Here is a 5,386-nt window from a genome sequence, read left to right as displayed (position 1 = left end):
GGGAATAGGGAGTAGAGAGTAGGGAGTAGGGAGTAGGGAGTAATAATCCCCCCTTGCCCCCCTTAATAAGGGCGGGAGAAAATTGACTGTACCTCATAAGTATGAGGAACGCTATATTCTATATATATACATATATAGATGATGTGGCGTCTTCCCTATGAAAAGGTATTATCAGTGATTTGAGCAAAAGGTTGCATGAAAATTGAGACACTGGCAGTGCATGCTGGCCATAATATTGACTCAGCCACAGGGGCAGTAGTGTCCCCAATTTATCTATCTACTACATTTGAACGTCAGCCAGACGGCAGCTACCCTCAGGGTTATAACTACAGTCGAGACAATAACCCGAATCGGGATAGTTTGGAGAAATGCCTGTCTAAATTGGAGGGGGGAGCAGCCGCCGCCGCTTTTTCTTCTGGTTCAGCAGCTACCTTGAGTATCTTCCAGGCTTTGTCTCCTGGAGACCATGTAGTTGCACCTCTAGATAGTTACACAGGAACTGGGTTTCTCTTGCGAGAAATTTTCGGCCCTTGGAATTTGGAGGTTACTTTTGTAGATATGGCTAATCCTACCACAGTCATGGAGGCAGTTCAACCCAACACCAAGCTGATTTGGATAGAAACCCCTTCCAATCCGATGTTAAGGATTACTGATATCAGCAAGATTGCCCACATTGCCAATCAGCATAATGTCTATTGTGTTTGCGATAACACTTGGGCAACACCGATTAGCCAACGTCCTTTGGAGTTGGGGGCAGATTTGGTTATCCACTCCACAACCAAGTATCTCGGTGGACACAGTGATGTCTTAGGAGGTGCCGTGATTACTAAGGTTAAGGATGAATTTTTTCACAAAATTAAAACAATTCAGATGGCTGGCGGTTCAGTAGCCGCCCCTTTCGACTGTTGGTTACTCCTGCGGAGCATTCAGACCTTACCCTACCGCATGAGAGCTCATTCAGAAAATGCCTTGAAGGTGGCACGGTTTTTAGAAGAACACTCCCAAGTAGAAGCTGTTCATTATCCCGGATTACCAAACCATCCAGGACATGGAATTGCTGCTGCTCAGATGAACCTGTTTGGGGGTATGATTTCTTTCCAAGTTAAAGGAAACAGGGAAGATGCCTTTGCCTTTACTGGCAAGGTTAAAGTATTTACACGAGCCACTAGCTTGGGTGGTGTCGAGAGTTTAGTCGAACATCGTGCTTCGATGGAATTTCCTGGTACCCGAACCCCAGACAATCTGTTACGGATGTCTGTTGGTCTTGAACATACTGATGATCTACTAGAAGATCTCACCCAAGCTTTAGGTTAGTGAGGAGCCGTTGCACATTTGTGGGATGTTACCATTTTTTGCACATAACTAAAAGTGGCTTATAGTCCCGCAATTAAACCCCTATAAAACGGTATAAAACGGGATTTAATATCGCAAAACGGACATTGACATTTTACTAGCGCTAGAGTATAATTAAAGGTGATTGACATAGCAGTTGACGATGCCCAAAAAACTAGGAACAACCAAGTTCAATCGACTCAGGTCATTCCCGTAGTGGGAATGACTAAGTCGATTGAACTTGAGTTGTTGCAGGTAATGAAAAAACTAGGCATCGTCAGGGCTGAGTCTTACAACAAACTAGGCAGCATTAACCATTGGGGGATGGACTGGAAAAAGGCTATCCCGGAGATTAAGAGTTTTAGGACTCCCGATACCTTGGGGTTGCCTGCTAAATTGATGGATTGGACTATTAACGATGTAGCAAAAGCAATTACAGCCCAACAGGCAGCTTGTTCCGATGCTGTAATAAAAAAAATCTACAAAAGGTTTCCAGGGAAAGACAATCAAAAGACCAGAAAAGAGCTTTGTAAGCAGCTTAAAAGTTGCGCTTTTATCAACAATCCACTACTGCATAGGCTTGTTAGAAAGGATTTCCAGCGGGGACATTCTTGGGTTGATAATCAAATAGTCTATCAACAAGTAGGATATAGATGCAAAAGGCTCTCCCGTAATACCTACGAATTAGAGTTAGCTGGACTAACAAGGGGAAAGAGGAATAAGGTACTTGTTAGATGTAATCGTCAAATAAGAGGTCAGATTCGGTTAATCTACAACCAGTTATTGCAAAGGTTTGAGATTCACTTTTTAGTCAATCATGGCAAAGTAGAAATTACCGCTGAACGTCGCCATGTAGGAGTAGACAAGGGGTATACCGAAGCTTTTTATGATTCAGATGGTCAAGCTTACGGGAAAGGATTAGGTAAGGCAATTACTAAAAAGTCGGATCGTATATGTGCTAAAAATCGAAATAGAGGTAAACTTTGGGCACTTCATAGAAAACTAGAAAAACTAGATCCAGCTAAGTCAGCTCGAATACTAGAAAACAATCTTAGTCGAAAAACAGAGAACAAGCGTTACAGACAGAATCAATCAGAAATAAAGGCGATTATAGGAGCTGCCTCCAAGTCTCTTTTTAGTGGCGAATCACTCTTAGTTTTTGCTGTTCGCGAAGCGTGGCCTACGGCCTTAAATTTAACACAACCAATAAAAAATAAACGCCAGTCCAAGGCCATGTCCCGTAAGCTGAATAGTTGGATGAAGGGAGTAATGCGGGATTCCTTACAAAAATGGGCTAATTGGACTGGGTCGGTTGTTACGGAAGTTCAACCTAGTTACACGTCGCAAATTGACTCTGTGACCGGAACCCTGTTGGGTAAAAGGAGCGGGGACAGTTTTACCAGGTTTAATGGGGTCGTGTTGTGCGGCTTGTTCCTAGTAGGAGCTGCCTATCCCAGGCAGGGTATGACTAGGGGATTCGCGGTGAAAACCCCGAACTCTAACTACCTGATGGATGGTGGTGAAAGTCCACCCCATTAAGAGATGATGTGACTCCTTATCTGGCCACACCGAGCAAGGTGACAACCTAGCAGAGTGAAGCTGGCACCAGGGCGGAATCAGAGGTGAAACAGATTAGCCACACTGCCGCTAAAAGGGAGACGATACGGATAGATTAACAAAAGTCCTAAAAAAGTGTCTTACCCCAAAGCCGCAATCTGAAGATATGCGAGATTTCACCCTCTAATCCTCACAGCGTTATAACACGAACAGCTGTAATCTCCGAGGAGAGGGTAGGCAAATTGGTTAGAAGTTACCGCAAGAATAGTGGAGCCTTTATAGTTAGTCGGCTATGGGTAAAAGGGTTAAAAATTTTGTAGTAAGGCTCCACTATTCTAAGGTTTCATCTCCGGACTGTCCTAAACCGTCATAACAATCTATCAGGTGGAACAAGTAAAAACGACAGCAAATAGGTCTAAGGACTAGTCGAACCTTAGTAAGCTATGTCAAGCTTAATCCCTACTGTCGGGTAGGATGCAGCCGGAAACTGGCTGCGGGTATCCAGAGTACACAAACTTTTAGGAGAGCATGGGTAGACGCATGTCCAATAGATATAGCGACCTTTGGAAAGGACAACAGTGGAAGAAACTCCGCCAAAATCTTTTCCGCCTACAAAAGCGCGTGTATAAAGCAGTTCGAGATGGTGACTTGAGGAAAGCACGGTCATTACAAAAACTGATTCTTAAATCTCGCTCAGCCCAATTTTTGGCCGTTCGACAAGTATCACAGCTAAATAAAGGAAAGAAGACAGCTGGAATTGATGGTCTGTCAAGCCTCAATTACAGACAGCGAATAGAGCTGGTAGAAACATTAAACCACTATGCCTCCGACTGGAAACATAGCGGACTACGGGAAATCCCCATTCCCAAAAAGAATGGAAAAACCCGGATGTTGAAAATACCAACAATCCCTGACCGAGCATGGCAAGTAAGCGCCAAGTTTGCCTTAGAACCAGCCCACGAGGCCACGTTCAGCGCCGACAGCTACGGGTTCAGAACAGGTAGATGTACACAAGACGTACAAAAACGCCTATTTCAAAATCTAAGAAGCAATAAAAACGGCACTAATAAAAATAAGCAAATTATCGAACTAGACATAAAGAAATGCTTTGACCGCATCGCACACAGCTCCATAATGGATAGATTGCTAGCACCTGCGTGTCTAAAACAGGGGATTTTCAGATGCCTAAAAGCAGGCATCAATCCGGAATTCCCAGAGCAAGGAACACCCCAAGGCGGTGTGGTCAGCCCCCTATTAGCAAATGTGGCACTCAACGGAATAGAGGATATACATCACAGTCTTCGGTACGCCGATGATATGGTAATAATCCTCAAGCCAAAAGACAACGCCGAGAAAATTTTGAATAAAATCAAGATGTTCTTAGCAGAACGCGGGATGGAAATCAGCGAAGAAAAGACCAAGCTAACTAAAGCGACAGATGGATTTGATTTCCTGGGGTGGAACTTCCGCGTCCAGAAAAACGGAAAATTCCGATGTATTCCCTCAGAGGAAAATCACCGGAACATACGCAAGAAAATCAAAGCCATAGTCAACAACTCGAATTATGGTGCTGAAGTAAAAGCCAAAAAGTTAGCCCCCATCGTACGCGGTTGGCGTAATTACCACAGCAGCTGCGACATGAGCAGCGCTCGGGACTCCCTATGGTTCATGAACCAGACCGCAAACCGGAAATTCCGTAAAGAAAAGAAGGTCAACCGGTATAAAGCCAACGAACTATGTAAAAAAGGATTCCCAAAGGTAGGTTACAAACAAAACCAACATGTAAATGTAAAGGGGACTAAGTCACCCTATGATGGCGACCTAGTCTATTGGAGCAATCGGAACTCACGATTATACTCTGATGCTACCTCTGAAGCTTTGAAAAAACAGAACCATTCCTGTGGACACTGTGGTTTAAAGTTCTTAGAAGACGAATCTGTACACCTCCATCACGTCGATGGAAACCACGACAATTGGAAATCTAAGAACTTACTAGCAGTACATCAAAGCTGCCACCAACAGATACACTGAAGCAAAGCGAAAGCTAAGGATATCTAGGAGCCGAGTGAGGGGAAACCTTCACGCTCGGTTCTGTTCGCGCAGCGTCGGCCTTAGCCGAAAGGAGAGGTGCTCCCCATAATAGGGGACATCGACTCTAACACAGGCTGACCACAATGCTGCCAAAAACATCAAGGATCGAGGTACAGACTTCGTTATTACTCGGTACATGACTAAAACCGAGGTACAGGCAGTATTGTTGCGTCGTACCGCGCGTTTTTTGGTTAGAAGTTACCGTCAGAATAAGGCAGCCTTTATGGTTTGTCGGCTATGGGTAAAAGGTTTAAAACTTTATGATTAAGGCCAGAGACGAAACCTTAGGAGAGTGGAGCCTTTATGGTTAGTCGGTTATGGGTAAAAGGGTTAAAACTTTATGATTAAGGCTCCACTCTCCTTACGGTAACTTCAAACCTTATTCTAAGGTTTCGTCTCCGGAAGG

At 44.2% G+C, this 5,386-nt stretch carries 3 protein-coding genes; all 3 read left to right on the top strand.

All coding sequences use genetic code 11. From position 1 onward, the window contains the following. Positions 1-195 precede the first annotated feature (195 nt). The 3 genes from F6J94_RS29600 (at position 196) to F6J94_RS29590 (ending at position 4,920) form a co-directional block, all read left to right on the top strand. Positions 196-1,314 carry an aminotransferase class I/II-fold pyridoxal phosphate-dependent enzyme gene (locus tag F6J94_RS29600; protein WP_293046878.1) on the top strand — a complete coding sequence of 373 codons (1,119 nt, stop codon included), beginning with the start codon at positions 196-198 and terminating at the stop codon, positions 1,312-1,314. 159 nt (positions 1,315-1,473) lie between these two features. After that, positions 1,474-2,871 (top strand): transposase, encoded by a 1,398-nt coding sequence (locus F6J94_RS29595; RefSeq protein ID WP_293046876.1) that lies wholly within the window; start codon positions 1,474-1,476, stop codon positions 2,869-2,871. 546 nt (positions 2,872-3,417) lie between these two features. After that, positions 3,418-4,920: a reverse transcriptase domain-containing protein gene (locus F6J94_RS29590; protein WP_293046873.1), complete on the top strand. Its 1,503-nt coding sequence runs from the start codon at positions 3,418-3,420 to the stop codon at positions 4,918-4,920. The last annotated feature ends 466 nt before the right edge of the window (positions 4,921-5,386 follow it).

It is taken from the genome of Moorena sp. SIO1F2, from assembly GCF_010672755.1.
GTDB lineage: Bacteria > Cyanobacteriota > Cyanobacteriia > Cyanobacteriales > Coleofasciculaceae > Moorena.
Note: the sequence above shows the minus strand (reverse complement) of the source record. Positions and strands in the feature narration are given on the sequence as shown.